Origin of the sequence: Gracilinema caldarium DSM 7334 (assembly GCF_000219725.1) — a bacterium.
GTDB classification, from domain to species: Bacteria; Spirochaetota; Spirochaetia; order Treponematales; family Breznakiellaceae; genus Gracilinema; species Gracilinema caldarium.
In genome coordinates this window covers 743,875-769,289 of record NC_015732.1, presented here as the reverse complement: position 1 = coordinate 769,289, position 25,415 = coordinate 743,875, and the positions used below count along the sequence as shown (strand labels likewise).

23 protein-coding genes and 1 riboswitch are annotated in these 25,415 nt (G+C 49.0%); of the genes, 12 read left to right on the top strand and 11 right to left on the bottom strand.

The genetic code is table 11. The features are described 5' to 3' along the window. Positions 1-40: 40 nt before the first annotated feature. Entirely contained in the window at positions 41-478 is a 438-nt protein-coding gene (locus tag SPICA_RS03540; protein ID WP_013968168.1) for a Dps family protein, read from the bottom strand. Between the two features lie 243 nt (positions 479-721). Here SPICA_RS03540 and SPICA_RS03535 point away from each other — a divergent pair, with 243 nt between their 5' ends. Further along, on the top strand, positions 722-1,393 hold the full coding sequence (locus SPICA_RS03535; RefSeq protein WP_013968167.1) for an HAD family hydrolase: 672 nt from the start codon (positions 722-724) through the stop codon (positions 1,391-1,393). Positions 1,394-1,642: 249 nt separating this feature from the next. Beyond that, entirely contained in the window at positions 1,643-1,948 is a 306-nt protein-coding gene (locus SPICA_RS03530; protein ID WP_013968166.1) for a DF family (seleno)protein, read from the top strand. 2 nt (positions 1,949-1,950) lie between these two features. Here the strand turns inward: SPICA_RS03530 and SPICA_RS03525 are convergent, their stop codons facing one another. From SPICA_RS03525 to SPICA_RS03515, 3 genes are all read right to left on the bottom strand, one after another. Next, positions 1,951-2,733 carry a type III pantothenate kinase gene (locus SPICA_RS03525; protein WP_013968165.1) on the bottom strand — a complete coding sequence of 261 codons (783 nt, stop codon included), beginning with the start codon at positions 2,731-2,733 and terminating at the stop codon, positions 1,951-1,953. A 3-nt stretch (positions 2,734-2,736) separates the two neighbouring features. Continuing rightward, entirely contained in the window at positions 2,737-3,336 is a 600-nt protein-coding gene (locus SPICA_RS03520; RefSeq protein ID WP_013968164.1) for an ECF transporter S component, read from the bottom strand. Positions 3,337-3,433: 97 nt separating this feature from the next. Then, on the bottom strand, positions 3,434-6,307 hold the full coding sequence (locus SPICA_RS03515) for an energy-coupling factor transporter ATPase (RefSeq protein WP_013968163.1): 2,874 nt from the start codon (positions 6,305-6,307) through the stop codon (positions 3,434-3,436). A gap of 230 nt (positions 6,308-6,537) precedes the next feature. Between SPICA_RS03515 and SPICA_RS03510 the strand changes: the two genes are divergently transcribed. The 6 genes from SPICA_RS03510 (at position 6,538) to SPICA_RS03485 (ending at position 12,879) form a co-directional block, all read left to right on the top strand. Then, positions 6,538-7,692 (top strand): PP2C family protein-serine/threonine phosphatase, encoded by a 1,155-nt coding sequence (locus tag SPICA_RS03510; protein WP_013968162.1) that lies wholly within the window; start codon positions 6,538-6,540, stop codon positions 7,690-7,692. A 16-nt stretch (positions 7,693-7,708) separates the two neighbouring features. Next, a complete protein-coding gene (locus tag SPICA_RS03505; protein ID WP_013968161.1) occupies positions 7,709-8,071 on the top strand; it encodes an STAS domain-containing protein in 363 nt (120 codons plus the stop codon). A gap of 2 nt (positions 8,072-8,073) precedes the next feature. Further along, positions 8,074-9,795 carry a sensor histidine kinase gene (locus SPICA_RS03500; RefSeq protein WP_013968160.1) on the top strand — a complete coding sequence of 574 codons (1,722 nt, stop codon included), beginning with the start codon at positions 8,074-8,076 and terminating at the stop codon, positions 9,793-9,795. A 17-nt stretch (positions 9,796-9,812) separates the two neighbouring features. Then, a riboswitch (TPP riboswitch) is annotated at positions 9,813-9,906 on the top strand. Continuing rightward, the gene (locus SPICA_RS15225; RefSeq protein ID WP_156789620.1) at positions 9,897-10,571 is read left to right on the top strand and encodes an ECF transporter S component; all 675 of its coding nucleotides are present in this window, start codon (positions 9,897-9,899) and stop codon (positions 10,569-10,571) included. Its footprint overlaps the riboswitch before it by 10 nt. Positions 10,572-10,603: 32 nt before the next feature. Further along, on the top strand, positions 10,604-12,085 hold the full coding sequence (locus SPICA_RS03490; protein WP_013968158.1) for an ABC transporter ATP-binding protein: 1,482 nt from the start codon (positions 10,604-10,606) through the stop codon (positions 12,083-12,085). Next, complete coding sequence (locus tag SPICA_RS03485) at positions 12,082-12,879, top strand: energy-coupling factor transporter transmembrane component T family protein (RefSeq protein ID WP_013968157.1); 798 nt, start codon at positions 12,082-12,084, stop codon at positions 12,877-12,879. The genes SPICA_RS03490 and SPICA_RS03485 overlap by 4 nt, the downstream gene beginning before the upstream one ends. A 7-nt stretch (positions 12,880-12,886) precedes the next feature. On the opposite strand, the gene SPICA_RS03480 is transcribed toward SPICA_RS03485, so the two are convergent. After that, positions 12,887-13,102, bottom strand: a complete 216-nt coding sequence (locus tag SPICA_RS03480) for a hypothetical protein (protein WP_013968156.1) — start codon at positions 13,100-13,102, stop codon at positions 12,887-12,889. A 68-nt stretch (positions 13,103-13,170) separates the two neighbouring features. Here SPICA_RS03480 and SPICA_RS03475 point away from each other — a divergent pair, with 68 nt between their 5' ends. Beyond that, positions 13,171-13,485, top strand: a complete 315-nt coding sequence (locus SPICA_RS03475; protein ID WP_013968155.1) for a thiamine-binding protein — start codon at positions 13,171-13,173, stop codon at positions 13,483-13,485. Positions 13,486-13,595: 110 nt separating this feature from the next. On the opposite strand, the gene SPICA_RS03470 is transcribed toward SPICA_RS03475, so the two are convergent. Further along, positions 13,596-14,048, bottom strand: a complete 453-nt coding sequence (locus SPICA_RS03470; protein ID WP_013968154.1) for a hypothetical protein — start codon at positions 14,046-14,048, stop codon at positions 13,596-13,598. 445 nt (positions 14,049-14,493) lie between these two features. Between SPICA_RS03470 and SPICA_RS03465 the strand changes: the two genes are divergently transcribed. Both SPICA_RS03465 and SPICA_RS03460 read left to right on the top strand, forming a co-directional pair. After that, positions 14,494-16,737, top strand: coding sequence for an acetate--CoA ligase family protein (locus SPICA_RS03465; RefSeq protein ID WP_013968153.1), 2,244 nt, complete (start codon positions 14,494-14,496; stop codon positions 16,735-16,737). Between the two features lie 82 nt (positions 16,738-16,819). Continuing rightward, positions 16,820-17,539, top strand: a complete 720-nt coding sequence (locus tag SPICA_RS03460; protein WP_013968152.1) for a hypothetical protein — start codon at positions 16,820-16,822, stop codon at positions 17,537-17,539. Positions 17,540-17,599: 60 nt separating this feature from the next. On the opposite strand, the gene SPICA_RS03455 is transcribed toward SPICA_RS03460, so the two are convergent. Continuing rightward, positions 17,600-19,681 (bottom strand): outer membrane protein assembly factor BamB family protein, encoded by a 2,082-nt coding sequence (locus SPICA_RS03455; RefSeq protein ID WP_013968151.1) that lies wholly within the window; start codon positions 19,679-19,681, stop codon positions 17,600-17,602. 78 nt (positions 19,682-19,759) lie between these two features. On the opposite strand from SPICA_RS03455, the gene SPICA_RS03450 reads away from it, so the two are divergent. Continuing rightward, a complete protein-coding gene (locus SPICA_RS03450; protein WP_013968150.1) occupies positions 19,760-21,016 on the top strand; it encodes a S1C family serine protease in 1,257 nt (418 codons plus the stop codon). 31 nt (positions 21,017-21,047) lie between these two features. On the opposite strand, the gene SPICA_RS15560 is transcribed toward SPICA_RS03450, so the two are convergent. The 4 genes from SPICA_RS15560 to SPICA_RS03430 form a co-directional block, all read right to left on the bottom strand. After that, positions 21,048-21,710, bottom strand: a complete 663-nt coding sequence (locus SPICA_RS15560; RefSeq protein ID WP_013968149.1) for a DUF134 domain-containing protein — start codon at positions 21,708-21,710, stop codon at positions 21,048-21,050. A gap of 67 nt (positions 21,711-21,777) precedes the next feature. Continuing rightward, positions 21,778-22,983 (bottom strand): glycine C-acetyltransferase, encoded by a 1,206-nt coding sequence (locus SPICA_RS03440; RefSeq protein ID WP_013968148.1) that lies wholly within the window; start codon positions 22,981-22,983, stop codon positions 21,778-21,780. A 21-nt stretch (positions 22,984-23,004) separates the two neighbouring features. Further along, the gene (locus SPICA_RS03435) at positions 23,005-24,642 is read right to left on the bottom strand and encodes a PEGA domain-containing protein (RefSeq protein WP_169311855.1); all 1,638 of its coding nucleotides are present in this window, start codon (positions 24,640-24,642) and stop codon (positions 23,005-23,007) included. A gap of 144 nt (positions 24,643-24,786) precedes the next feature. Next, the gene (locus SPICA_RS03430; RefSeq protein ID WP_013968146.1) at positions 24,787-25,326 is read right to left on the bottom strand and encodes a ferritin; all 540 of its coding nucleotides are present in this window, start codon (positions 25,324-25,326) and stop codon (positions 24,787-24,789) included. Positions 25,327-25,415 lie beyond the last annotated feature (89 nt).

The window sequence follows — 25,415 nt, the reverse complement described above, 5'->3', positions numbered from 1 at the left end:
GGCGGAGCATGAGCAACGCCGGGGCATAACGCTTAGCCTTCTAGGCTTTCATGGCTTTCAGCATCCAGATCTGTTTTTCTAAATCCTTAATATAATCGGCGAACAGCGTATCCGTTGCAGCATCATCGATATCTGCAGCCAGTTTTCTGGTTACTTTATATTCGCCCAGGAGATACTCAAAATCCTTGATAACCCCACTGAGGATATCATCAGCAGTATAGAAAGCAGCACCAGCTTCGGATATGGAACTTTCCCGTGCATAGACAGCTGCACTAGCAGGCGCTTTACCACCCAGCTGCACGAGTCGTTCTGCGATCGCATCATACTGCTCGTTCACCCCATCATAGAGGGCTTCAGTTAGTTCATGGAGTACCTTAAATTGAGGCCCCCGAACATGCCAATGATAATCATGGAGTTTGATAAATAAAACCGCCAGATCCGATACGTGCTTCGCAAGCCGTTTTTCTATAGATACCATAATAGTTACTCCTTATATACGGTTTGTTTTATAATAATAGCAATTAGCATGCCAATATCGTATTTCTTTATATTATTATGATTTATAAATTAAAACGACTTTTTTCTGCAAAATAATACCGAAATGTCGGTATCAAAACACCGATAAATTGATGTTACCGAATTATCGGTATATATTTCTGGTAGAAGATTACTTCTAGCTAGCACACTTCTTTGTATGGTATAAGTATAATCCACAATAACTATGGACATTACTCACATCATTTTTGACCTCGATGGAACCCTGGTTAATACCATAGAAGATATTGCCCTCGCGATGAACCGGGCCCTCACCGCCTATGGCTTTACGGCTCTGCCCCTTCAGACCTACCCCGACTTGGTAGGCTGGGGGATTCATCGCCTCGCAGAACTGGCCCTTGCTTCCCAGGGCGTCAGCACTGCCGGCTCGGATGGGGCCGCCCTGGTGAACCGGATTGCACAGGAAGCCCTGGCCCGCTACGATGAGGTTCCCCTCCGATATTCCAAACCCTATCCGGGCGTACCGGAACTGCTTCATAGGCTTCATGTTGATGGACTGGTGCTGGCGGTGCTCACCAATAAACCTGATCCGGTAGCCCACCAGGTGGTAGAAGGACTGTTCCCCGGCATAGAATTTGCCCTCATCCGGGGGGACCGTTCAGGAGCTCCGAAAAAACCTGACCCGGCTCTCAGCCGTCTGGTGATGAACGCTATTGGGGCCCCAATACCGGGGACCCTCTTTGTAGGCGACTCGGTGGTGGATGTCCAGACCGCCCACAATGTGGGCTGTCCCGTCGTCGGTGTCTCCTGGGGCTTCCGGGGTCCCACTGAACTTGTAGCAGCAGGGGCTGACTACATCATTCAAAATCCCGCAGAGTTGTACACGGTACTATATTAGGGAAAAGCTTTTTTAAAAGGCTTGATTTTCCGCATTGTCTGGGCCTAGATACTAGTATGGCCGGAAACGAATTCAGGAGAGTGCGGAGCCGTTCTGATAGTTCTCGTTGAATCCATTTCATACGACTAATACGCAAAATAAATGCGGATTAGTCAATAAAACTATTGCAGTATTGCTTAATAATTGATGTAAATACTACCACCCCTGCGGGGGCTTTATATATGACAAAATAAGTTATATAATATTGATATGATCGAATTCCAATATTTCGAAGGCTGTCCCAATGCGGTGAAAACCCTGGAAAACCTTAGATCGGCCCTTAAAGCGGTACAGATAGAAGAATCCGCTTTGGTGCTTCGTGAAGTTCCCTCACCAGAACTTGCGGAATCCCTGAATTTTCAGGGCTCTCCTACCATACTGGTTGATGGGGTGGACATTTATACAGGCCAAAAGCCGGATTCATACAACTACACCTGTAGGATCTACACCTTTTCAGGCAAAAAGACCGGCGTCATCCCCCAGGAATTTATAGAAGAAAAATTACGAAAAGGATAAGCTCATCCCCGGTTTTTCATGGCTATCCGGTACAGGCCCTGCATGGCCAGGTTGCTTTCCCAGAGGTCCATGTTTCGCTGGGTCTTTACGGGGGGACTGTCGTACCAGCCGGTACCCACTAGGACGGGCGGAGTTTCCGGCGGGGCAATTTCACGGCCAATTTCTACTATTAACCTGTCCGTAAGTCCGGCCCATCCAAGCATGACCCCTGAACGAATGGATTCAGCGGTATTTTTCCCCAGGGCGCGTTCCGGTTCTTCCAGCTTAACCTGGGGGATCTGGGCAGCCCGAAGCCTCAGGTCCGAAGCAGCCGCTTCGAGGCCCGGGGCCAGGGCCACCCCTACCAGGTCGCCCTGGCGGTCCAGAGCGGTAAAGGAAAGGGTGGTAGCAAAATCGATGATGATACAGGGTGGCCGTACCAGGGCGCTGGCCGCCACGGCGTTGCACACCAGGTCTGATCCCACTTCGGCAGGATTATCGGTTCGGATCCGCAGACCGGTTTTTATCCCCGGCCCAACGACAAGACAGGGGGTTCCCCTGGGGAGAAACCGTTCAAGCACCATAACAAAGGTGCTGGTCCAGGCAGGGACCACCGATGAAAGAATGGCCTGGCTCACCCCAACCAGGTTAAGGCCCCGCTCGGCAAAGAGGGCCCGTATTATAAAGGCCCATTCATCGGCCGAGCGGTCCACTGCGGAAAGCCGCACGATGGCCTGCCAATGGCCCTCCGCAGAAACAAGTCCTACAGACACCCCACCGTTACGCAAATCCGCAGTGATAATCATCAACTATTCCTCCAGTTTAGATAGCTTGGACTTCCCCATGGCATGACCGATTCTGGTATAGGCCGCCACAATAATAAGGGTTATCGCAGCGGACACCGCCGCTTCTGCCGGTCCGTTGCCGATTGCCACGGTAAAAATCAGGGACCAGGGGAAAAAGCCAAAAAGACCCAAGGCTGAAAGGACAAGAACCGTATTGGTCAGGCTCCCCCCAAGACCGGCGGCGATGAGGGCGGCACTGTATCGAGCCGGAGGAATCTGGTTAAGCTCTTTCCGTCCCAAAACCAGCTTGTACAGATACCATGCCGCAGGTCCTATTAAAAGCCGGGGCACCACAGAAATGAGGGGATTGGTAAAGGCCACATCCACCGGGCCCGTAGGGGCGATGGCGGCCTGCAAAAGGCTGGAAAGACCGAACAGGAGTCCGATGATAAACCCGACCAAGGGTCCCTCCAGGACTGCACCAATAATGACGGGCACCTGTAATATGGTAACCGATGCCCCGGAAAACCAGGGGATAAACCCAAGCCGGGTTATTCCCAACACAATAGCAATTGCGGACAGAACTCCTGCCACCGCAATTTTACGAACCGGTAGGACTGCCATAGGCTTGCCTCCAAAAAAATAAATGAGAGATACCTCAAAAAACTGCAGTTTTTAAAGTATCTATTAAAAGGTTCATACAGAACCTTGTAGAATCCCGTTACTGCCTGGCCGAAGACGGTGCCGAGAACAGCCGCAGTTCCATGGCGGTGGCCAGCACCTCAGATCGTTCCAGGGCCCGCAAAAAGAGGGGCACCACCAGGGCAAAGCCGGAGCGCAGTTTGTTCCGTCCCTGGTAACCGCCCCCTCGGGAAAGCTGGCCGATAACAATCCGTTCAGCCTCTTCTACGAGGAGGGGCACAAAACGCAGGGCGATGCCAAAAATAAGCATAAAATCCTGCACAGGGATGCCGAATCGGGCCAGGGGGGCGAGCAGTTTCCGGCTTGCTTGAATGCTTTCCACCATGGGAGTTACCGCAGAAAAGAGAGCAATGAGAGCCATCAGTGCCGCCAGTCTGCTCATCAACATGAAAACATGGGTAATTTTCATCATGCTGAGATTGATGAACCCCAGGTGAAAGAGCACGGGGCTTGTATCATGAGGCCAGGGAAAAACAATCTGCACCAGCACCATAAAGAGTATATAGGGAGCCGCAGGAAACAACCCTCGAAGCAGGTGTTGAGGCCCGACATGTCCGAGGACCTTACCAATGAACAGGATACCTGTGAGTACAGCGAGGGTAAACAGCGGTGACGGCACCAGGATGACCGCAAATAGGATGAGGGCTGTGGCGGCAATTTTATAGCCCGCCCCCAGGTTTCTCAGTGGTGAAGGTATGTCGATAAATTGTCCCAGATTCACATTGCGGAAAAACTCGATACCCGTGGTCTTGCGCCGCCCTTTCGGTATCGGTAAGGCCGGCACAGAAGGAATGGATCCTTCATATTGATGAAATGCCGCTCCAGTCTGTGCTTCGCCCCTCATCACCAGATCGGGAACCGGCTGATCCTTATGCAGGGCCTGCAGGGCCGACTCGAGAACAGCAATAAGGCCCGCAGTGCTCAGAGCACTTTCTCCGGGGAACAGGCACGGCCGCTCCAGTTTCTGTTCCAGGGTATGGCAGAATCGAACCGTCCAGGGCTGGCGCAGGTTCCATCGGGGATCCCAGTTATAAATAAAAATATCGGCAGGTCTACCCAGAGCTGCTATACGGCCTTCCTGCATAACCGCCACCAGGTCATGATGAACCGCTTCTTCCATTGAGTGGGTGCTCGAAATAACTGTTTTTCCCCGGGCTTTAAGCATGCTTATAAGTTCCAGGACCCGACCCTGCCCTTCCCCATCCAAAGCGGCCGAAGGTTCATCGAGGAGCAGAAGATCCCCATCGAGGGCCAGGACTCCTGCCAGGGCAAGGCGGCGTTTTTCACCCCCCGAAAGCTGTTTCGTGTGCCGGTCCCGGTACTCACTGTAGGGAAGACCCACAAGTTCCATGGCAGAGCGGACCCGTTGGACCAGTTCTTTTCCGGAAATGCCCGTATTCTGGGGGCCGTAGGCAACTTCATCGGCCACATAGGTTTCAAAGAGGGCGCTTTCGGGATTCTGCACCGCGAGAGCGGACCTTTGGCGCAGGGCCCGCAGATCGACGGCGGTATCCAGGGTGTTCTGGCCAAAAACGGCAACCTGGCCCCTGGTGGGTAAAAGTATGGCATTCAGGTGCCTGAGCAGGGTCGATTTTCCTGAGCCCGAGGGGCCTATCAGGGCGAGATGGGTGCCCGCAGGCAGGAAAAAGGAAACATCCTCGAGGCCGGCGGCGGCGAAGGCGGTGCCGGCCAGATAGGTATGGGACAGGCGGTCGCAGTGGACCGCAGGCGGCAGATCTGATTGGGGGGCCGCCGACGACGGCGCCGTCTCATGCGTCGTTAGCGCTGCCCCAGCCGCCGCCGGCCGCGCCATAGCATCAGTCGGCGCCGCAACTAGAGACAGGACAGGCGCCGCGGGACGCAGAATTTCATCAACCTGAAGCACCTCTTTTTGCAGCAAATACCGGGCCAGGGATTCTGCCACCACCTCTGCCTCGAGGGAAACAGGCTGAAATCCGGGGAACCGCCGGGCCAGGTAGCGGACCGTTTCCAGGGCTGGATCGATGCGGAAGCCCCAGCGTTCCAGGTCAGGATGCACAAGGAGGTCCTGGGGTGTGCCGTTAAACACAAGACGGCCCTTCGACAGAACGATACAGCGTTGGGCCCGGCTTGCGTCTTCCAGATTATGGGTGATGTGCAGAATGGTGCGGCCCTGCTTCCAAAGTTCATCTAACAAGTCCATCAGGGCGTGGCGGCTCCCTTCGTCGAGCATGGAGGCCGCTTCATCCAGGGCAAGGACCGGGGTTTCCATGGCCAGGACCCCTGCCAGAGCAAGACGCTGCCGTTCGCCGCCGGAGAGGAACTGGGGCGGCCTTGTTTTAAGGCTGGTGAGGGCCACAGCAGCAAGGGCTTGATCTACCCGGTGTGCAATTTCTTCAGGCGGTAATCCCTGATTCTCCGGTCCATAGGCTACGTCCTCTTCCACCACGGTGCCCACAATCTGGTCATCAGGGTTCTGCAGGAGGGTGCCGATTACCTGACGGATGCGGTACAGGTCTTCAGGTATGGCTGGGTCGAGGGCGATAAGATTTCTTGGTCGGCCAGAGTCGAGGGCTATGGGGCTTCCGAACCGGGATGAGCCGGATCTGTCCCCAGCATCCTGATAGATCGTAACCTGTCCTGCTTTCGGAGTACAGAGGCCGTTGATACATTTTAAGAGGGTGCTTTTGCCTGAGCCGTTTGCTCCTAATATGGCGACGTATTCTCCCTCATAAATAGTGAAGGATACATGGTTCAGAGCAGGGGACCCATTACCGCCATTGTGATGAGTTGGGGTTTCTTGCGAAGTCTCCAAAGAAACAGATCTCGCAGGATAATAATACACCAGATCCCGCAGGGCGATACGGACCGTGCCGTTCTCTGCATGACTGGTCGGGTCTTGAGCTTGTGTCATAGTTCTCCGCGTCCCGGTCCATAGATGCTTTCGAGAAAGGATCCAGGCGCAGGTTAAAGTTAAACAAATTGAAAGGAAGTGTCAAGAAAGGTAAAACAGAGTGGGGTTTCCGTCATCATGCTTTACAGACACCTGATGCCCCTATCTTTTTCTTTATTTGCAATTCTATATTTGCAATTCTATGGGTGATATTTTACAATTACTATAAGAATTATTTGAGAGGTAAATATATGGCAAATCAGTACATATTACTTGTAGATGATGAGCCTAATATCCTCAAGGCTTTAAGCAGAGAATTGGAATTTTGGACAGAAGAACGGAATATCACAATTCTGACTGCTCCTGATTCACTTAAGGCTCTGGAAATTCTAAAAGAAAAGGGCTCTAATACAGTTCTTGTGATTTCTGACCTGAGGATGCCCCAAATGAAGGGGTCTGATTTTCTTCAGGTGGTCCGTGACACCTACCCTCACATTCTTGCCATACTCTTGACAGGTTATTCTGAAACCAACGAAATCATTAAGGCAGTCCGGGCTGGAATATTCAGCTACATTCTAAAACCCTGGGATTCGGAATACCTTATTGCAGAAATAGACAAAGCCTATACAACCGCTATGCTGAAACGGGAACATGATGCACTTTTAAAAAGAATGCAAGAAGAGCTGAAATGGGCAGGAGAAATGCAAAAGGCCCTGCTCAGGCCCGTGCTTCCCCAGTCAAATACCGTAGAATACCGGGTGAGCTACCGTCCGGTGCCCCAACTCTATTGCGGCGGTGACTATTATGATGTCATCACCCTATCTTCTGACCGGTATCTACTTCTGATTGGCGACGTGGCTGGGCATGGTGTCCGGGCAGCCTTTGTAACCGGCATTCTAAAGGCAATCATATACCCAGAATATGTGCGGGCTCATCTTACTAAACATATTACCCCGACGGGTTTCCTGTCCTGGCTGAATGACCGGATGAATTTTGAACTCCGCAGAACCACAGGGCTGCTTATAACCTTTTTTGCAGGAATTCTCGATGTAAAAACCCAATACTTTGTATATGCCAATGCAGGTCAATGCCATCCCTGCATTTTACGGGGAACATCCATTGCGGAACTGCCTGTTTCCGGTTCTGCCATAGGGTATGCATCGAATGTGATGTATGCTGAACAGGGGGTACAACTGCAAAGCGGCGATGTGATCACCCTGTATACCGACGGACTTCTTGAATTTACCCACGAGCAGCAACCTGTATCCTTAAGTCCAAAGGATATTTTTACAGGAATACTCTACAGTTCAGATTACCATCGAGCCCTGCTTACCCGTGCACTGGAACTATCTAAAGCCAAAGATTTTACCGATGATGTGACCATTCTTTCTGCACGAATTATATAAATAAAGGAACGTTGCTGTGGATATTCAAGCCAGGGTCAATGATTTTAATCAAAAGCACTCCATGGCAAAGATGCTGATCAACTCTTCTGACATAGACAAATGGATTATCCATATTGATGGAGAGCTGGATCTTCACAGTTCGGCCGATGCTCAATCAATTCTGGAAACCCTTTTGGAAGAACTACCGAGCAGGAGCACATTGATCTTTAATCTGGAAAAACTGGTCTATATTTCATCTACCGGTGTTGGGATTTTTGCAAATTTGGTTGTTGCTGCAAATAAGCGAAGAATACCAGTAATTCTTAAAAAACTGCAGCCTAAGGTTGAACAAATCTTCAATCTATTAGGGATCCTCTCCTATTTCAATATTGAGAAATAACCATGAGTCCAGACAAACTCTTATTAGAGATTGTTTTATTGTATGCAAAGGATACCACAGAACATGCGGATATATTAGTAGCTAATGAACTCTGCAGATTATTGAAAGCAAAGACAGCGGCGATTTTTTTTAAAGACCTGTCTGGCATATATCATCTACGCTGTTCTGGCTCTTTATACTCTATAAAGCTTTCGGCCCTTCATTGGAGAAGTATAGAAAAGACCTTTGCTTTAGCTCACGGTAAAGATTCCTGCATCTTCGGTCCCTGGAAAATTCCCCCCTTTGGTGAAACAGAATCCTATTGGGCAGGTTGCAGTCTTTTCCCGCCCAATTCAGCACTCCAAGGCTATGTAGCCCTGGGTAGGTCAGATAATCCCTGGGATGAAAAAACTATTTCCCTATTACAAGAAATTTCCAAAACGATTGCTACAATCCTTGCAATTAGAACAAAGCTGAGCATATCCCAATATGAGAATAAAAAACTCATTGAACGGCTTTCACTTAATGAAAAACGTTTTAAAAATCTCTTTGATTCATCCCCTAATATAATATATACCTGCGACGGAGATGATTATATTACCAGTATGAATCCTGCCGGGCTTCAAGCCCTTGGTTATACCAATCAAAATGAAGTAATTGGCAAACCTTTTAAACAACTACTCTATAACCCCGAAGACCGGAATGTCGGATTAAAACGTCTGTTAGATCAGGGTTATGTAACTTATGAAACTATTCTGACAAGTACTGATGGAAGATTAATGTATTGCCTTGAATCCATTGCGGTTCTGCGAGGCGAGGATGGAAAAATCCATGAATTGCAGGGGATTATTAATGACATAACCGAACGGATCGAAAAAGAGCGGGAATTATGGCGGACTAACCTGGAACTATCTGAATTGAACAGTAAACTCCAGAAAACCCAGGAAATATTGGTTCAGCAGGAAAAGATGGCTTCGATCGGTCAGCTTGCGGCAGGAGTAGCCCATGAAATAAATAATCCCCTGGGCTTTCTTAAGAGCAACCATAGTGTAATGGGTAAATACATGGAAAAAACCCAGGAACTTATAAAAGAGCTTGCTCAATCGGGTCTTTCAGAACAGGGTACTGCAATTGTAAACCAGCTGAACAAACAAATTGATAAAATGCAGGAAATACTTATTGAGTCTGCCGAAGGTTTTGAACGAATCATCAGAATTGTGGCGGACCTAAAAACCTTTTCACGGCTTGATCAGGGAGAAGGTTTTGATGAGTATGATCTTAATGCAGGCCTCGAAAGCACCCTTGTCGTTGCCTGGAACGAGATTAAATATGTAGCCGATGTGGAAAAACAACTCGGGGCAATACCCAAAATTATGGCCAGGGGTAATGAATTAAACCAAGTATGGCTTAACCTACTCGTCAACGCCGCCCAAGCCATTGAGGGTGCAAAAAAGGAAGAACGGGGCCGTATAATCATTAAAACCTGGGAAGAAAGGGGCAATGTCATGGTGTCTATAAAGGACAATGGCCCAGGTATTCCCGATGGGATACGAAATAAAATCTTTGATCCCTTTTTTACCACAAAAGAACCAGGCAAAGGTACAGGGTTAGGTTTATCAATATCGTATACTATTATAGTGGAAACTCACAAGGGAAAGATTTTTGTGAATTCAGAAATTGGTAAAGGAACAGAATTTATCATCATCCTGCCAATAATCAAAGCACCCCTTCCCTTGACAAAATAGCCCAAGCTGTCTACAGTGCTTCCTGTCGTGGGGTGGTCCTTTGGGCCTGAGATTATACCCGTTGAACCTGATCTGGGTAATGCCAGCGCAGGGAGCCTGATGTGTCTCATCAACTATTCCCCACAGCCATTATTTTCGCACAGACCGGTATGTACCGGAAAGGAGCATCTATGGCTGGGAACAACAAATTGTTTTCCTGGAAACTGAACGAAGTCGTGGTCCTGGTGGTGCTTTCTATCGCCATCGGTGTACTCTTCTGGGCCTGGACCTTTATTGCGGCCCTTGCTAAACCCCTGTCGGCCATCGGCCTCGATTACCTCCTTGCAGGGGTCTGGTTCATCGGCGGGACCCTGGTAGCCTTTATCATCCGGCGGCCCGGGGCGGCCCTGCTCGGCGAAGTCCTGGCAGCTATCCTCGAAGGCTTTATTACCCAGTGGGGTATCACCGCGGCCATTTGGGGCCTCGTACAGGGCCTGGGGGCGGAGGTGGTTTTCGCCGCTACCCGGTATAAGAAATGGAATTTACCCACCATGCTCCTGGCGGCCCTCGTTTCATCAATCTTTTCATATGTACTGGACTTCTTTTACAGCCAGTACTGGACCCTCCAGGCCTGGATCTGGCCCATCCAGATTGTGTCCGTCTCCGTCGGCGGCCTCTTCTGGGCTGGCTGGCTGGCCTACCGGATCGGCCGGGGCATTATCCGCACCGGTGTTGCATCAAACCTGCGCTGTGCTGACGACCTGGTGCGGGATGAACAGGCTGGAGACAGGGAATAGGGCCTCCAACGGGCTATTCCTGGTGGTATATTATGGAACTCATTCGGCTGGAAGACCTGTCATTCCGTTTTCCCGGCAGGCGCAAGCCCCTGCTTAAGGACATTAGGTTGAGTATCCACCGGGGGGACCGCCTGCTCCTGCACGGACCTTCCGGAAGCGGAAAATCGACCCTTCTGGCCATCCTTGCAGGACTTGTACCGGACTATGTGGGTGGGGAACTCACGGGTAGTCTCAGGCTGTCCTACACCCGCAAAGCCCTGGTCCTGCAAAACCCCGAAGCCCAAATCATCACCCCCACTGTAGAGGAAGAACTTGCCTTTCCGCTGGAAAATCAGGCTATGCCGGTGGATGAAATGGACCGGCGCATTACGACCATGCTGAACCGCTTCGGCATGACTCAATTCCGCTATCGGAATCCTCTGGAGCTATCCGGCGGTGAATGCCAGCGGCTGTCCCTGGCGGCGGGGATCATCCAGGAACCGGAAATCTTATTCCTCGATGAACCTACCTCCTACCTGGATGAGGACCGGTCCCGCCAGCTTTTCCGGGACCTGGAGCAACTGCCATCGGAGATAACGGTGGTCCTGGTGGAACATCGTTTGGAGCTTGTACAAGGTTTCTGCACCCGCTGGGTTCAGATTGATGAAGGGCGCCTTACAGAGCAGAGATCCTGGGAGGATGTGCTGGCTAACACCCCAAGCCTTGAGCTTCCCGAGAATGGTCATGGCACTTTACCTCACGCTACCGGCATTTTCCCCGATCCTGTCAGCACGCCAGCGCTTGGTCCTACATCACAGGCACCTCTGCTTGAAATTCATGGACTGTCTCATCACTACAGTGAGCATGGACCTGCCAGAAAAAATCAGGGACTCATATTGACAAAACCTGTCCAAGGGTCTGCCGCACTGCAAGCCCAGCGAAGTAAGGCCATTCTACAAAATCTTGAGTTAACGCTCTACCGGGGCACCATAACCGCCATCATGGGACCAAGCGGAAGTGGTAAAACCACATTATTAAAGAAAATCGTCCAGCTTCTTCCGGTAGAACAGAATACAATCTGGTTCAGCGGCCAGGATATCAGCACCATGAAACGGGACGAGTATTACCGGCATCTGGCCTATATTCCCCAGAACCCAGAGCATCTCTTTGTAGAAGAAACAGTGGAAGCGGAACTAGCTTTTAACACAGAGCGTAAGGAGCAAGCCCTGCAGCTGGCAAAGCGTTTTTCGCTGGACCACCGGCTCCAAGCCCATCCTTTTAAATTAAGCGAAGGAGAAAAACGGCGCCTCACCCTCTGCATCGCCCTGGCCATGGAGCGGGACCTCATCATCATGGATGAACCGACCTACGGTCTTGATCGGGAAGCCCGGCACCGCCTTCTGGAATATCTCCAGCTTCCGGAGCTTGCCCAGTCGACCATATTGATGGTAAGCCACGACAGCCCCTTCGTTAAGGCCCTCTCCTGCAGGACCCTCTGGCTTACCGAAGGGCATCTGGAGGAAATGTATCTATGAACAAAAGCCACACAGTCGACAATAACACGGAATACTGCCAGAGACAGCAACAAAGCTGGAAACCAAACCCCCTGGCATTGCTCCTCGCCCAACTGTTTATTATGATACCAGTCCTCTTTGCCATGGATAAACTCACCCCCCTCTCTTACCTGGCCTTGGGACTCATCAACCTGTTTCTTGTGGCTCGCCTTGAATTCCAGCGTTTCATCCGCCTGGTTCTGCCCCTTTCAACGTTGTCCTTTGGACTTTTTTTTATGAATCTGTTCTTTCCCGCTGAGGGGGTAAACGGCCTAGACCGGGCGATTGCAGTGTTTCTCAGAAGTTTTACACTGATATGTCTTTCCTCAGGATACATCCTAGCGGCAAGTCCCTATGACATTATCAGAGCTCTCATGCAGAACTGGCATCTTAGTTACCGCTTTGGCTTTTCTCTTTTCGCAGGGTGGAATACGATTCCCCTCTTAAAACGGGATATCGAAATTGCCCAGAAGGCCCAGGAAATTCGCCTAGCAGGATCACGGGGTAAAACTAGAAAACAATTCCGAACGGCATTGCCCAAGCGGTCTTTGACCAGGCTGCCCATTACCATTCTCTCTGGGGCTATATTGCATGGGGAACGGCTCAGTCTCTCCATGGCTGGCCGCGGGCTTGAAAAGGCTCATAAGCGAACCTTTATCCACCGAATTGTTTGGTCAAAAAAAGATACACTGTATGATATAGGAGTAGGCTTTACTGCCCTCATACTCTGGCTCGGACTTATACGAGTGGGGATCTTCGTTTTTGAACTGGGTTAGCCGGAACTTAGCCAGCAATGATTGCGAAAGCCTTTTCCTTTTCGCCGGGCAACACATTCTTTGGCATTTTATCGGTACCAAGGCTCGAGGCAATCATATACAGAGCACAATGCAGATTGTTGCTGCGGCAGTAGCTGTTTTTTACGTTCTCAATGTCGGTACCCATGTTTTCGCTCTGATTGTTAAAAAAGGGACACTGCTGTGCAAATTCGCATTCATTCATGGCGTTGTTCCTTGTTTTATCATATACCGGTCTAGTAAAAGACCCTATCTTATGTATAAGGAGTATATATGAAAATTGATGTAAATGCTATACCCTCAGCGATGGCTATTCAATGTCTTCCCATGGGACTTGCAACAAAAGCAGAGACCTATGCAGTAGTCGACAGCGTTATACAAATGATTCAAGCATCGGGGCTCTCCTATGAGGTAGGGCCCTTTGAAACAGTGATAGAAGGTCCCCTGCCCCAACTCCTCGAATTGGCAGGACAGGTTCATGCCCACATGCTAGAACAAGGAGTCAGTACCGCCGCCAGCTATATAAAACTCTGGAGCGGCACCAATATGGGTACAACGGAAGAAAAGGTGGGAAAGTATAGAAAATAAAACCCCTGCTAGGGGATGAGCCCTAACAGGGGACCTCTTACAAACCCCTGAACAATGCTAGCTTTACAAGAAGAGCAGCGTTCAGGGACACTTCGATTTTGTCAGAAATATTACCAGCGGTCGCCGCGGCCAGCCCTACCATTCCGGCCGTCAAAACCGGGACCATTCATCCCCATAGGACCCATAGCACCCATACCTCGGCCAAAGCTGTTAGAAAGGTCATAATCTTTTCCGTTAAAGGTCAGCTTGGTTACCCGAAGATGCAGGTATTCCGGTGCGCCGGGGAATGCCAAGGCATAGCCCTCCAGTTTTACCGAGGCGCCTTCTTTAAGCCCGTCGATAAAGCCGATAAGCCGGTTCAAACCACCCACATAGTAGGTTTTGCCACCGCTCTGGACAGCAATCATACCATTTACGAGAGCAAGTTTCCCTTCGACCTTTACGGTCTGAAGGCCTTGCATCTGTCCTGCAATCTGAGGGCCAACTCCAGGGCCAAAAGCCTGAGCAGAGAGGGATCCGGCGGCGATAAGGCCAGCGGTGACGATAATAAGAATGCGTTTCATAGCATACTCCTTACGGATTACTCCGTCTTCTATTCTGTGCGGAGCGAATTGCTCCGCTCCATCTGATGTACCTTCGGTCAACGACCGACATTTATTATCATGCATTAACCGTGCCAAGTTCAGACTTTTTTGTAATTTTAATTAAAAAATATAAAGAATCATCTTTATCAGCGGTTGTTTATATAATTGTATATATAGAAAAGATTTATCGATTATATAACACTAGCAGAGCTGTCAGTTACACCCAGCATCAACTGAATTGAAGCAGGATTTTGCGTAGAGCCTCAGTGTACCCATTATTAGGAGGAAATATTTTCTCATTACTATGGAAAACAGAGAAATATTTTCACAGATATGCCCCGTGAAGATATTTCTATCGTTAGGGCTTACAGGTCTTCGCGCAGATTTTATCAAGCTATGCTACAATAGAATCAGGAGGACCCCTATGAGTCTGGAGCCACAGGTTGAACAGAAGATTAACGCCGTGTTTGAAAAAGCCTTTGCCGCAGGACGCCGTACCTTATATGAGTTTGAAGTGTATGAACTCTTAAACATTATGGGACTCCGGGTCCCTAACTACCTCTACATTACCGATCCCACTACTCTATCTGAAGAACAGCTTGCACTTTTTCTGCCCCGGGCGGTCCTAAAAATTGTATCCCCCGATATTGCCCATAAGTCCAAGGTGGGGGGAGTGAAAATGATCGATGTGGAAGATCCTCTCTACGTCCGCTTTGTTATGGAAGTGATGCGCCAGGAAGTCTGTTCACATTTTCCAGCGGATGCACAGCCAACAATTGATGGATTTCTCCTGGCTCAGTTAATTCCCTTTTCCCAGGCCCTGGGGAATGAAGTGCTCATTGGAATTAAAGAAGACATCGCCTTTGGCCCCACGGTGACCCTTACGAAGGGCGGGGATGATGCGGAGTTTTTTGCCAAATATTACGACCCGCCGAATCTGGCTTTAGCGCCCCTTTCCCGAGAAGAAGCCTTTCACATTACCCACAGCCTGAAAATCCGTCACAAATTTGCTCCGGAACTTCAGGATGATTACTGCAACAAAATGGGTGAAGCCCTCTATGCTATATCCCAACTTGCCTATGAGTATTCCTTTAGCCGGGATCCCAAACCGGCCTATCATCTCCTTCAGATGGATGTAAATCCCTTTGTCTTTGCTAAAACCGCGGGTCATCCCTTTGTTGCCGTCGACGGGTTTGCCCAATTTATACCAGCAGAAGAACGGGACATCTGTAGCACCTGTAAAGACCCCAGTTCCCTTACAGCCTTTTTTGAGCCCCAGGGCATTGCAGTAGCCGGAGTCTCTTCTGACGCATCCAAATACAACATGGCCCGGATTATCGTAGGCCTCTTAACCGAACTTGGCCGGGACGACATTTATTGCCTGAACCCCAAGGGCGGCAGTACCGAAATCGCCGGTAAAACCTATCCCCTCTACCCCGCTATTCAGGATATCCCCGTAAAGTGTTCCCTCTATGTCTTTGCCGCCCCCGCAGCTCGAACGGTGGAATTCCTCGAGACCGTTCCTGACGGCTCGGCGGTTATTCTTATTTCAGGGATCCCTACAGATATCCGCTTCAGCGACTTTGCGGCCATCGTCGCCCAGCACAGCCAGAGGGGACTCAGAATCATCGGGCCCAACTGCATGGGAGTATTCTTTGCCCCAGACCAGAAACGAAAAGGAGTAAACACCCTCTTTTTAGGTGATGACCGACTGCCGATCCGCTGGACCGAACATTCCAATGTGGCCCTCTTTACCCAGTCCGGAGCCATGGGCATTACCGCAGTCGAGCGGGCCCCCTATTGGCCCATCTACCGGACCATCGTCTCCTTCGGAAATAAGGTTGATGTCAATGTCCCCGATCTGGTGAGCTACTTTAATGAGGAGCCATCCATTGCGGTAATGGCCATGTACCTGGAAGGCCTTGGCCCCGGAGAAGGCAGGGCCTTCTTTGAAGTTGCCCGGGAAAGCACCAAGCCCCTCATTGTGTACAAGGCTGGCAGAACTGAGGCCGGGGCCAAGGCCGCGGCAAGTCACACGGCGAGCATGTCCGGAGATTATGAAGTCTTCCAGGCCGCCTGTTCCCAGGCTGGGATTATGCTGATTGATGAACTGCCAGACTTCTACAACGCCGTAAAAGCCTTTTCGATGCTGGACCGGTGGCGACCAAAAGGGCTCTGGGTCGGTGGTGTGGTCAATGCAGGGCTCGATGCCACCATGGGGGCAGACCTGCTTGGAAACCTGAAAAGTGCAGTGTACACCACTGAAACAAACCAGGCCCTGGAAAGGCTCAACGAGCATGGTCTTTTAAATGTGGGAGCCTCATTTCTGGATGTGACACCCATGACCGGCGATCGGCTCTTTGCAAACATTGTGGATACCATTCTGGGAGACCCCCAGGTAGACTGTGCTTTCGTCGCCATCGTTCCCCATGTGGAAACCTTAAAAACCACCGAAGATCTGTGCAGGGATCCCGACGCTCTGGGCCCGCTTCTGGTACAGGTGGCCGCAAAACATAAAAAGCCCCTGGTGCTTTCAGTTAACGCCGGATCCCGATACCAGGGACTGGTTCGGGTGCTGGAAGAGGGGGGGCTTCCGGTGTACCAGGATATCCGTTCTGCCATGCGAACCCTGGACACCTTCTGCAGTTATTGGGCAAAGAATAAATAATTATTAATATTACTTGCATTATGAAGTTTTTCATACTAAAATACTCATGTATCTGATTCATTTTAGCATTTAGGAGGAATATATGAGTCGAAAATTATTGATTGCATCGAGCCTGCTCTTCGTCCTAGGGAGTCTGATCTGTGCCCAGGACCTCAAGATCGACTATCAGGTAAATGTCGCTGCCGATGATCCAGCTAACTATTTTTCCTTTACTGGCCCCATCCGGTACATGGCTGCAGAAAAGGACACCCTGGATGCCACCACTGGGGCTTCCAAACTGGGTTCTACTCACATTTTCATGCCCTACCTCTATGATGTGAAAGGCAAGGCAGTCCTTCCCACTGGGCTTCGAGGACTTTTCCTGTTTGCAGTTGCCCCAAAGGATCAGCGGATTCTCGACAATCTGACTGTAAGCAAAGCGGCTAATGGGGTCATCACCATTCAGTATGTACACCGGGGCACTGCATATAAACTTGTTACCGATAAGAACGGCAAGTTCACCTTCCCCAAGGGTGATTTCGTTCGCCGTCCTGTGGGGCTTATCCAGGGAACCAACCCCCAGGCAATTCACACGGACTTCTCTACCGATGGTTCTGCAGCTAAGATTAACTGGGCTAAAGTTTGGGATGCTAATATTCCCGGCGGCAAGGAAATTAAAGCCGGTGTTGCAACAAAAACAGGGATCATTACCGATGACAATGGTGTAGACGATGCCATGTACAATTGGAACGGCGAACTGCAGGTAACCTTTGAGAAAAACATTCTCAAAATTGCTGGGGGCCTGACTGCGGTTAAACGCTAAGGCTCTGATGTCTTTCTAATATGGGGCTGTCCGAATCCGGACAGCCTTTTTTAGATCTGTCTACAGTTTTTCAATATCAAGCCGAATAAACTTTCCGGTACTGGTTCCTAGGTAGAGGATTCCGTCCACTAAGAGCGGGCGAGCACTTACCTTATCAGGAAGGGGACTGCGTTTCAGAATAGTCCCAGTTGCAGAATCGGCCACAACGAGGCTTGGCCCGCTCCCGCCCCAATACAGCCGGCCCTTAGCAAGAAGTGGCGGCGATTCTACATCTGGTATTGGTTTTCCAAAAGGAGTCCCGTTTTGTATTGATACTATCACAAGGGATTTATTTTGTACCCAGAGATAGATCCGTTCTCCGTCTACCTCCGGTTCAACGCGAATTCCCTGTCCTAGATCCACATCCCAGATTGTTTGATGTGTTGTAACATCTACTGCCACAAGGCGTCCGTTCTTGGTAGCGATAAATACCTTTCCATCCTTAAAACGAGGCGTCAGTACATCATCTTTAAAGTTTAGTTCAAGCTCTTCACTGATCCGGTTATTCTTAATATCGATAAACACAAGCTTGCCCTGACCGCTCACTGCTATGAGGTGCGAATCGGCAAGCACCAATGGAGAGATTAGGCCTCCAAGTACAGGAATTTCCGCGAGCAGTTCAGCATTCTCCTGTCTGAGTATGGTGACTCCCCGAGGTGTCGCCAGGGCTATACCGTTGGGAATCGGTACAGGCTTCGCCTGGGGCAAGGCTTGCCACGAATCGAATGGGTACAGGCCTCGTTCTGACTTTGTCACTGCATCATACAAACGCAGTGCCTGGGATTCAAGTAATGCAACGGTAGTATCAAGAGCAGTGAAGGCAACCAGCGCGGAGTGGGTCCATAGTTGCTTGCCCTCAGGATTCAATGCATAAAGGTTCCCCAGGGCATCAAAGATGAGTAGGGTATTCCCCGAACGGCTTATCATACCAGTAAATGCCGCAGAAGAGAGGGAATGAGAATAAACAAGTCCTGGATAGGTTAGTTTCTTGGAAGCTGTAGTTTTGTCAGATTCATCTTTTGTTTTTAAAGAAAAATAACGCTCCGGAAGACTAGCTGGCAATGGAGCTTTGTCAGAACCGGGGTCTCTCATGCGATCCAACACCTCAAGAAGTTGTCGTGAATACTCCGATTGAAGCAACGCAGGCATAATCCGGGAGAGCTCTGTGAATGCCTTTGAGGTGTCCGATCCAGATGCTGCGAGTATCGGTATCGGGTCAGAGATTGTATCGAAATCGGTTCCTCGAGCCTGAAGATTCTCAGCCTGTCCCACAAGAGTTCCATATACACTTTCGGCTTGATGGATGAGTGTTTCGTCCTGGGCAATACCTGAAGCGGTTTCTTGCCCACCTATGGAGACCTCCTGACCTGGACCAGCTTTAGGAGCTAGCGCTAGGGCGGTCGTAACCACAGCTCCAGCTAAAGGACTGGATTGGCGGCCATCAATCAAACTGGTAAGAAGTTTTCCTTTAGGGAGCACCGCTACAGAGCCTTCACGGACCGCCACAAGAGTCCGTTCGGTCCTCGTAATCGTTCCGTTTTTATGGAGTGGTTCTTCATAGCTTACAATAAACTGGGTACCCCGAACACCCGCTGCACAGTTGGGGGTCAGCACAAGGAATTCATCCTTTGATGATAATTTTTTTACCTTGGCGGCTAAGGTTCCCCCAATCAGCGTGATATCCGCTGAATCCCGGTCCGACTGATTTAAGGCACGGGATATAATCACAGTCAGACTCACGATAGTCCGGGGAAGAAGACGTAAAGTTCCCAATGAACCATACGCAATCTCTGCGGATCCATCGATTCCGGTACTGATGATATCTCCCGCTTCCAAGGTCAAACCTTCCGTAGCATTGATAGCCTGCCCCTGGCGTTGTATATTTACCGAACCTTGTAGGAAAACCAGCACAGGTTGTATGGAACTGGGCGGTTCCGATGATTCCTGAGTCGAAGCTTGTGTATCAGTAGTGATGAGTTCAGCAAAATCCCGCTTGTTGTTATCTGTGATAGATTCTTTACTGCCAGCCTGACAGCCGATAAGAAAACCAAACAGGGTACTGAGAATAAAAAGTGAACCAAAGAAATGTACTCGTTTGTTCATACTGGTAAAGGTACCACAAAAAGCAGTATATTTACAGAGATTAGTAAAGGAAGGCAAAAATAATTTTGGAGGTACACTATGAAGCTTTACAGCCGGGGACAGCTTATTTTTTATTCCCTCTTAACTGGGCTTTTGGTAGCCCTTTTTGCCATTGGATTAGGTTTTATAAAAGTTCCATATATGAATGGTTCAACTACTACAGAATCGAAAGGGACAGGCAATAATACATATACCACTAACGCAAACGAGGTTGTCTTTCCTTCTGTACAGCTTCAGCAATCAGTAGAGACAAAAAAGGCTCTTCCAGTAGCAGAAATCACTCCATATACTCAGGATGAGCTTGAAAATATCGATGTCTATGAACGACTCAATGAGGCGGTGGTCAACATTACCACCGAAACGGTAGCTATAAACTGGTTCCTGGAGCCGGTTCCTCAAGATGGCGGCTCAGGTTCAGGATCTATCATCGACACCCGGGGATATGTACTTACCAATAACCATGTCATTGAAAATGCCTACAAGATTTTCATCAACCTGGCGGATGGGAGTCAATTCGAAGGTAAAGTCATCGGCACGGATCCTGAAAACGATCTGGCGGTTTTAAAGTTTGATCCGCCCAAGGGGGTTCAACTGAAAACAATCCCCTTTGGCGATTCAGGGAACCTTAAGGTAGGACAGAAGGTGCTGGCTATTGGGAACCCCTTTGCATTGGAACGAACACTGACCGTAGGTATTGTATCCGGTCTTGGACGCCCTATCCAAAGCTCAAGCAACACCATTATCCGGGACATGATTCAGACCGATGCTTCTATTAACCCGGGAAATTCTGGTGGACCTCTTTTAGACGCCATGGGCCGGATGATTGGTATTAATACTATGATCTATTCTCCTTCAGGTGGGTCAGTAGGTATTGGGTTTGCAGTACCAGTGAATACTGCAAAGCGGGTTGTCGCAGAGCTTATTCAGTATGGCAAGGTCCGCCGGGGCTGGATTGATGCAACGGTGGTACAGCTCTTCCCTGCCCTGGTGAATTATGCAAAATTGCCTGTCACTTCGGGACTCCTGGTATCCCAGACAAAAAAGGGCGGCTTTGCAGAACGGGCAGGTATCCGGCAGGGTAGTGAACCGGTACGATACGGAAACAGCGTCATCTATTTAGGAGGCGATATCATTACTATGGTAGATGGGATCAAAATAAGCCGCCTTGCAGATCTCTATTCAGCTCTGGAGGATAACAAACCGGGAGATAAGATAGCCGTAGAAATTAATAGAAACGGAAAGCCCCTGACGCTCACGGTTACTTTGGCAGACCGGGAACAGGTCCTTGCAAAATGAGCTTGGGGCTGTAGTAACAAGGTCGCTACATTTAAAGAGGCCTTGGAAAAGGCCTCTCAAGAAGAGAAACGAGGGCGTTTTCCTGTAAAAATCGCTCCAGGGTCGTTCTTGCGTGGCCGCTGACTCCTCGTACAACCCGTATACCAAAGGAAGCCATGTGCCGTACCGCCCCTTCCCCGATATTCTGGACAAGCAGGAGCCGTACGTTTTTTCTGGCCATTTCACTTGCTATACCACTTTTGCAGTTCCAATGCCCCAAAAAAGGCAATTGTTCTTCTGCAATAATACTTCCCTGCTCTATCGTAAAAATAATAAATAATTCACTATGTGCAAAATGGAGAACAATGTTTCCTTCTTTATCAGTAGGAACTGCAATGTGTAAGACCGACTCATCTCGATTTTGCAGTACCGTATTTCCACCTTCTACCCGAAGAACCTTCCCATTAACCAGAGCATCGGCGACTTTTTTCCGGCCACTTTCTATGATACGGCCAAAGGTTTGCCGGGAAATGCCCATTTGAAGGGCCGCAGCTTCCTGGTAAAGACCTTCATAGTCAGCAAGTCTCAAGGCTTCGAACTCATCTAGGGATAGCACCACATCAGCAGGTTCATGCTGATGGCAGAAACCGGCGGGTTGAAAGAGGGTAACAGAAGGTACGGTCCGAATACGACGGTCAATTATTGGACGGGGCATAGAACTCCAACAAAGCGCACATAATGGCGCACATAATATCGAAACTTAATCTACAAATCTCCCACCCTTAAGTTTTCAGGGCGCCCAAAGCCTTACCAACCTTGATGAAAGCCGCAACACAGCGATCTACCATTTCATCAGTGTGGACCGCAGACAGCTGAACACGGATCCGTGCAAGCCCCCGGGGCACTACAGGATAACTGAAAGCAATAACATAAATACCCTCATCAAGCAAGGCCTTGGCCATCTGAACCGCCAGTTTTTCATCCCCCAGCATGATGGGTACAATGGGATGATGTCCCTGCCGGATCGTGAATCCTGCGGCTTCCATGGCCCGCCGGAATCGCATAGTGTTTCGTGCAAGCTGGTTTCTCAAATCCTGGGCTTCGGCGGCAATTCTCAGGGCTTCCCGGGTAGCGCCCACAATGGCTGGTGCGAGGGTATTACTGAAGAGATAGGGCCGAGCCTTCTGCCTGAGCCACTGAATCAGTTCCCGGCGGCCCGAAACACAGCCCCCCGAGGCTCCGCCCAGAGCCTTCCCAAAGGTAGTCGTAATAAGATCCACCCGGTCCTGTATATTCCAATGTTCGGCGGTACCCCGGCCATGGGGACCGATAAAACCGGTCGCATGGCTGTCATCCACCAATACTAGGGCATCGTACTGGTCCGCCAGATCGCAGATGGATTTTAAATCTGCGATATCGCCGTCCATGGAGAAGACCCCGTCGGTTACAATCATCCGGTACTTGGCATCGGCCGCTTCCCGCAATTTCTGCTCTAAATCGGCCATATCCATATGGTTATAGATAAGCCGGCGGGCCTTGCAAAGCCGCACCCCATCGATGATCGATGCATGGTTTAAGGCATCGGTCAGAATCGCTGAGTCTGCATCCAAGAGAGCCTCAAAAACACCTCCGTTTGCATCAAAGCAGGAAGAGAACAGAATAGTGTCCTCGGTCCCGAGAAAGGCAGAAAGTTCCTGTTCCAGAAGCCGGTGCTGTTCCTGGGTGCCGCAGATAAAACGGACCGATGAAAGACCATAGCCCCACTCCTGCATTGCTTTGGTAGCAGCTGCAATGAGTTCAGGCCGGTTTGCAAGACCCAGGTAATTGTTGGCACAAAAGTTCAATGCTGAAATAGTTTTTCCATTGGAAAGACGGACACTGATTTCCGGCCCCTGGGCCCCCTGCAGTACCCGCTCGATCTTGTATAAACCCTGGGTTTCCAGTTCATGCAACCGCTGTTCCAGATCCTGTTTCATCCGTTCATACATAGCCCTGTCTCCTCTATTATCTTAATGAATAAGTCCGAAACCAATACTGCCAAAACCACCTAATTTTTCTTGGAAAAGCCACAATCCTCCTGAAAGATGAAATACCAGAACCGAAGGTTTTGGGAACCAATGTAATTCGGTCGCAGTCATAATAAGCAATTTGTTCCAACTGAGCTGAGTATCTTGTACATTTTGCCAGAGCATCTTTGCTGAAACACCACCGGTTATAGTTTCACCGATACCCAAAATACCCATCTCTAATTCATAATTTGGAATAGGAGATGTATGATAGGTGAACATATCCATGGACCATACAAGACCTGGGCTCATACCTACACTAAAATAGGATCCCAAGGGGATCAGAAAAGATAAACCAAATCGTGGACCACCCTGAGCCCCAGACCAACTAACCATATAAGGGTCATCATGAGTTGAAACCTCCGATAATGTCCATGAAAAATCTGCTCCCAAAGCTAAGGGGATACTATTATTTGCAGCAAACAATTTTTTACGTAAATTTAGACTACCTTGATTGGCAGAAGAATCCCTGTGAGCATCAAATTCACCGGAAAAGGATATTTCCCAGGTGTCTATGGGAGAAAACCGTAGTCCCAACGAAAACGGAACCGAGGAAAAAGCGTTATCTACACCAAAGGGAAAACCAAAGGCAAGACGAGTATCGGTCTGAAAAGACAATGGGGCTATGGTTTCTGGAATGGAAAGATATACAAGCCCAGCCCCACCGCTACCAATGCTCCAAGGCCGAATAACCAGTGAAGAATCAATATGTATAAATAGTTCTTCCTCATATTGAATGGGATCACTCATGTCATAGGGAATTGAAGTTGCTGTAAGTACAACTCTATAAAGCCCATCAGGCAGCTTATTGCCCTGCTTATCGGTTCCCATCCAATTCATGCGTTGGGTATATTCGGTAAAGGGTTTAAAATGATATTCATATACAGGGGTGTTTATGGTATCATAGATAATGATTGAGCCTGTACCAGTGGCGTTTACCTGAAATGCAATACCGGCAGATCCCAACAGGCCTGGGTTATGGGGATTAAGTCGTATTCGTTCGGATCGAAAATCACTAATTTTAAATTGTGCTGGTTCTAAGGAAACAGTTAGTACCTGGGTAAAATCTTGAAGCACCAGCACAGTTTTTTCTACTGAATCCCACCCAAAGGCTTCTATCCTTATTTTATGCCAACCAGCTACTAAGGACAGGAAGGTAGTATCTGACTTTATGTTATCTACATAGAGCTCTGCTCTTAGTGGTAGTTTCTCAGGACTAGGAGCAGTGGATACCCGTTCAAGGTTGATGATCAGCTGACCCATCGCCTGAAACATTTCCAGCGTCAAGTCCAGATGCTTCCCTTCTAATAAAGTTACAAAAATAGTCCGCTTCTCATATCCTTCCTTAACTAAGGTAACTTGGTATTTACCCGGTGCCAAGTTTGATAATGAAAGCGGTGTAATACCCCGTTGAATTCCATCAATATAAACCTTCGCTTTTGCTGGGATACTGTTTATAGTTATTCCTGTTCCGTCTGATTCCAGATAAGAATCATAGGAGCTCACTTCCTTGGTAAAACTGGGCTCTATTGCTATGAACAAGAGCATCCATAGGCCTAGGAGTGATACGGGCTCTCTCATAATGTTCATTATAACTGAAAAAAATAACTTAAAACAGAACAGGCATGAAAAATCAGGTTATTGCATGGTATACGGTATTGCAACAACCTGATCATAGATTCAATGTTACTATACGAAGCACAATGTAATTCGGTATCCCATGCGCTAGCCATTCGCTGAAATGGGAACACCTACTGAAAAGTCAGTCTGCACCGTGAGGGCCCGAGCACCCAAAGCGCTATCGAGCATGAAAAGACCTGGCCCGGATTCACCGGCGAGTGTAAGCCGCTGAAGAATTTCCATATCGTTCTTTTCTTCTTCTATCTGTTCAGTGACATACCACTGAATAAAGGTATATGTGGCATGATCCTGCTCTTTCTGGGCTAGGTTAGCTATCTCATGAATAGATTTGGTGACAAATTTTTCATGTTCCAAGGTCTTTTCAAACATTTCTTTGACCGATGTAAAAGTTTTTGGTGGTTCCTTAATCTCCTGCAGGTGTACTGCCTCTCCCTGATCTAGCAGGTAGTTATACATTTTCATGGCATGGAACATTTCTTCATGGTATTGAACCATGAACCATTTAGCAAAGCCATTCAACCCTTTACTTGAACAATCGGCTGACATGGCCATATACAGATATGCCGAATACATTTCGTTGTTGATCTGTTTGTTGATAGTTTGTACCATTCCTTTACTGATCATATACGACACCTCACTTTCAAAACATAATCTATAGAAATCTCATGACTTCTATAGGTCTAACTTCTTATGTACACCGTCAAACCTAATCA

Coding starts and splice junctions, on each gene's coding strand:
- SPICA_RS03540 (WP_013968168.1), bottom strand. CDS start 478: ATGGTATCTATAGAAAAACGGCTTGCGAAGCACGTATCGGATCTGGCG.
- SPICA_RS03535 (WP_013968167.1), top strand. CDS start 722: ATGGACATTACTCACATCATTTTTGACCTCGATGGAACCCTGGTTAAT.
- SPICA_RS03530 (WP_013968166.1), top strand. CDS start 1,643: ATGATCGAATTCCAATATTTCGAAGGCTGTCCCAATGCGGTGAAAACC.
- SPICA_RS03525 (WP_013968165.1), bottom strand. CDS start 2,733: ATGATTATCACTGCGGATTTGCGTAACGGTGGGGTGTCTGTAGGACTT.
- SPICA_RS03520 (WP_013968164.1), bottom strand. CDS start 3,336: ATGGCAGTCCTACCGGTTCGTAAAATTGCGGTGGCAGGAGTTCTGTCC.
- SPICA_RS03515 (WP_013968163.1), bottom strand. CDS start 6,307: ATGACACAAGCTCAAGACCCGACCAGTCATGCAGAGAACGGCACGGTC.
- SPICA_RS03510 (WP_013968162.1), top strand. CDS start 6,538: ATGGCAAATCAGTACATATTACTTGTAGATGATGAGCCTAATATCCTC.
- SPICA_RS03500 (WP_013968160.1), top strand. CDS start 8,074: ATGAGTCCAGACAAACTCTTATTAGAGATTGTTTTATTGTATGCAAAG.
- SPICA_RS03490 (WP_013968158.1), top strand. CDS start 10,604: ATGGAACTCATTCGGCTGGAAGACCTGTCATTCCGTTTTCCCGGCAGG.
- SPICA_RS03485 (WP_013968157.1), top strand. CDS start 12,082: ATGAACAAAAGCCACACAGTCGACAATAACACGGAATACTGCCAGAGA.
- SPICA_RS03480 (WP_013968156.1), bottom strand. CDS start 13,102: ATGAATGAATGCGAATTTGCACAGCAGTGTCCCTTTTTTAACAATCAG.
- SPICA_RS03475 (WP_013968155.1), top strand. CDS start 13,171: ATGAAAATTGATGTAAATGCTATACCCTCAGCGATGGCTATTCAATGT.
- SPICA_RS03470 (WP_013968154.1), bottom strand. CDS start 14,048: ATGAAACGCATTCTTATTATCGTCACCGCTGGCCTTATCGCCGCCGGA.
- SPICA_RS03465 (WP_013968153.1), top strand. CDS start 14,494: ATGAGTCTGGAGCCACAGGTTGAACAGAAGATTAACGCCGTGTTTGAA.
- SPICA_RS03460 (WP_013968152.1), top strand. CDS start 16,820: ATGAGTCGAAAATTATTGATTGCATCGAGCCTGCTCTTCGTCCTAGGG.
- SPICA_RS03455 (WP_013968151.1), bottom strand. CDS start 19,681: ATGAACAAACGAGTACATTTCTTTGGTTCACTTTTTATTCTCAGTACC.
- SPICA_RS03450 (WP_013968150.1), top strand. CDS start 19,760: ATGAAGCTTTACAGCCGGGGACAGCTTATTTTTTATTCCCTCTTAACT.
- SPICA_RS15560 (WP_013968149.1), bottom strand. CDS start 21,710: ATGCCCCGTCCAATAATTGACCGTCGTATTCGGACCGTACCTTCTGTT.
- SPICA_RS03440 (WP_013968148.1), bottom strand. CDS start 22,983: ATGTATGAACGGATGAAACAGGATCTGGAACAGCGGTTGCATGAACTG.
- SPICA_RS03435 (WP_169311855.1), bottom strand. CDS start 24,642: ATGAGAGAGCCCGTATCACTCCTAGGCCTATGGATGCTCTTGTTCATA.
- SPICA_RS03430 (WP_013968146.1), bottom strand. CDS start 25,326: ATGATCAGTAAAGGAATGGTACAAACTATCAACAAACAGATCAACAAC.